Source organism: Candidatus Thorarchaeota archaeon, assembly GCA_013388835.1.
Classification (GTDB): Archaea; Asgardarchaeota; Thorarchaeia; order Thorarchaeales; family Thorarchaeaceae; genus JACAEL01.
Genome location: JACAEL010000083.1, coordinates 1 through 3,133 on the forward strand (window position 1 = coordinate 1; position 3,133 = coordinate 3,133).

Annotated in this window: 4 protein-coding genes; all 4 read left to right on the forward strand. The window is 54.5% G+C overall.

Annotated features, from left to right (window positions below; translation table 11 throughout):
• Nucleotides 1-623 (forward strand): hypothetical protein (locus HXY34_12830; GenBank protein ID NWF97019.1); only part of this gene is annotated, 623 nt, incomplete at its 5' end.
• Nucleotides 624-1,163 carry a hypothetical protein gene (locus HXY34_12835; protein NWF97020.1) on the forward strand — a complete coding sequence of 180 codons (540 nt, stop codon included), beginning with the start codon at nucleotides 624-626 and terminating at the stop codon, nucleotides 1,161-1,163.
• Nucleotides 1,164-1,248: 85 nt separating this feature from the next.
• A complete protein-coding gene (locus HXY34_12840; protein ID NWF97021.1) occupies nucleotides 1,249-2,193 on the forward strand; it encodes a hypothetical protein in 945 nt (314 codons plus the stop codon).
• 505 nt (nucleotides 2,194-2,698) lie between these two features.
• The coding region (locus tag HXY34_12845; protein ID NWF97022.1) for a class I SAM-dependent methyltransferase at nucleotides 2,699-3,133 on the forward strand (435 nt) is incomplete at its 3' end.

Consider the following 3,133-nt stretch of genomic DNA (forward strand, 5'->3'; position numbering starts at 1 on the left):
CGGTGTCGTTTGCCACTACTATGGGCGGGACTGCAACACTCCACTGTTCAGTGGACCTGTTGATGTCATTTCAGGTTGTCGAGCTGCGTATTGATACACCTGTGGACGATGGCATGACGCAGGCCCAGTCACAGCAGTACTCTTCAAAGGTACTCCACTCGCTTCAAGAGGAGTCGACAGGTTCGGGCTGGGCTCAGTTCATCCAAGGCCTGACCTTCTTTGTGCTGACAGTGTTCGCCGCCATCAGCTTCTTGATGAGCTTGCCAGTCAGTACTGCAACGATGTATGGTCTCTTCGCAGCACTCATAGTCACATGGGGCGCATGGGTCGATGTGCTCTTACTTGGACTGTATGCTCAGGTGATAAGCTGGGAGTTCGTATTGGGTCTTCTGAGCTACTGGCTCGAAATCGTAACAGGCGTCTGCATCGAAACGACCGCCATGCTTGTTCTGGCAGCTGGCATCTGCAGAATGTTTATCTCCGAGAAGTGGGGTGAATTCAAGGCTGCCGTCAAGTGGGCAGTCATCTCGATTGCATTGAATCTCGTATTAGCTCTGGCAACTTTCTATCTCTTCGTCTTTATATATGAGCGGTCCGTGGACCAGTTCAGGAGGCAGCAGTGAGTGAGCATTACTTTCGACGTTCTCGTGTTCGGGAGCATAATCCTCATCCTTGTGGCATTCTTCTCGGGGCCAGTCGTGTTCATCTGGAGAGCGCATCATGAGCCTAACAACCGGCTCATCCGCTTCTTCTTCGGTTCCGGAAGAAGGGCTATCATTACAGTTGCAGTGATGTACCATGCGGCCTTCCTCTGGCCCGCTCTTCTACTACTACCATTGTCATTGTCCGATTTCTGGCTTGCCTGTCTCTTGGCCGGCCAATTCCCCGCGTTCCTCACTATTTGGTATGCGGTGATGTACATCCCGTTCAGAATCGGACCCTTCTCCTTTGCTATGCGGGACGTGTCAGTCATGATGTGGCTCGAGAGACTCCACAAGAGAGGCAAGTTGGACGACGACTCGCTCAGAAGGGGCCTAAGGGTAATCCTTGGAAGCGCACAGAGAGGCAACACAAGGTCTCGTCGAGTTCTCGAGGATACCAGGTCCCGGACAGACGAGTTTGGTGAGAGAGTGAACAGCATCCTGACACTCCTTGAGGAATGAGCGTGACTTGACCCGTCGGTTACCCAGTCTGTGATGAGGTCCGTGCAGGGTTTCAGTTCTGGGATGCCAGCAGGTCATAGAGTACGTGGTCATTCTCGGCTACAGGTATCAGTCCTACTCGCTGGTAGACATGAGGGTGCAGGACATCAACGTCGTCGCTGACCTCAACAGGAACGACCCGAACAGTCCCAACCCGACGGAGCCGGTGCGAAGTGATGGGACTCCTTCTGGCCAAGGGGATAATGCAGGGGGAACACAGGGTGTGGACACATATCTGGTCGAGGCTCTGCAATTCATGTACAGCCAATGGATATTGATTTCGTTCTGGCCTGCGCTCAACTACGTGGTCCCCGGACTCGATGGGAACCTCCGCCCGAGTACTTCAGCTCCTGCCCTGATTTCGTTTGCGGTTGATCTCTTGTCGGCAATCACTGTGTTCTCTATGTCCATCGTGGACTTTGCCTTTTCATTGGCTCAGATTGATGCGGGTACTCTCATTGGATGGATTGCCGTCGAACTCGCGAAGGACTTCTTCGTGGTTGCGACATTCACATCTCTCTATATAGGCGCCTACGCTGCGTTCCGTGCGGCGGATGGATTCAGAATCGCTCAGGCATATCCTGCAATGGCGGCGGCAATACTCGCCGGAGGGGCTCTGTTCGCGGCGGCCTTGGCCTTGGTCGAGGGGTTCAACATGGTCGGAGCGATAGCCGGTATGGAGAATTTCTGGAGCATGATGTTCTTCCTGGTGCTCTTCCTCTCCTGTCTGAGTTCAGCTCTGAAAGGTCTGCCCGGCAATCCCGTGATAAATGCGCTGATTGCCAAGGGTGACAACCTTGTGTACTGGATTTGCATGAAACTGTCCATCGACCTTTTGTCCATAACAGACTGGAATCCCGTGATTAGCTGTATTACCGGCGTGTTCCTTCTCCTGACATGCGTATTCTTCTGGTTCCGATTCCTACGATGGTGCCCTGTCCACGCAGATGTGATGTGGTGCTTCGTCACACACTCAACACCATCCTCATGAATGAACCGTTTCGCCATAGGTCCTTCCTTCCTGAGTGCGCCGTCCTTCGTCGGTCAGACCGCTAGGACATCCCATGGGTCAACGTTCACGCCCCCTGCAGACACCTCCAATCACGCCCTCTCCGCCTTGACCTTTGACTCATCGATGGCCACCCGCCGCCCTCCGACAGACGCTGCCTGCCTACTCACAGTGAAGAGTCGATACGCTCTTGATGGGGACCCACTTTCTGATTGATGACCTCATGGCTCCTTCGTCCCTCTGGGAAGAATCATGTGTGCTCGTGTACCTCAACGATGGTCTAGGGTGGCAGAGCATGAGTCTTGTAGCACAGGTCTCGTCATCGACTGGTCCTACGTCGCCTGAACACACCACTGCCGCTCAGGGCATTCAGTAGTGCTCCTATCATGTTCTCCTGGGGGACAGTAAAGTGTCCTCTTCCCTTCGGCCATCCTCAATTTGACATCCACCTGACTCTGCGCAATGTTGATTATTGTCCCGAACCCACTTGCGACTAATGCAGCCCTGTGAACGGGACCTCTCCTCCGGCCTCAGAGACTACTATGATGCACTGGCCCCTGTCTACGACATCAAGTACACACATCCCAGCATACAGCATATGCGTCGTGTCGAGTGGATGGCGGTCTCACGCTTCCTTCGCCCCGGAATGAGAACGGCCCTAGACTTGGGATGCGGCACCGGGCTGTACACTTGCAGGATTGCGCTTCAAGGGCTTTATGTGACAGGCGTGGACATCTCTTCAGAGATGCTCGTTCGTGCCCGAAGGCGAGCCGAGGAGCAGGGCGTTGCTGGGAGGGCTCAGTTCGTCGCAGCCAACCTTGAGGAGTTCGAGCAGGACGAGGACTTTGACCTTATAGTGTCCATGTTCGGCCCCCTAAGTCACGTCCGGGACCTCACCGCAGCCCTACGAAGGGTCAGGAAC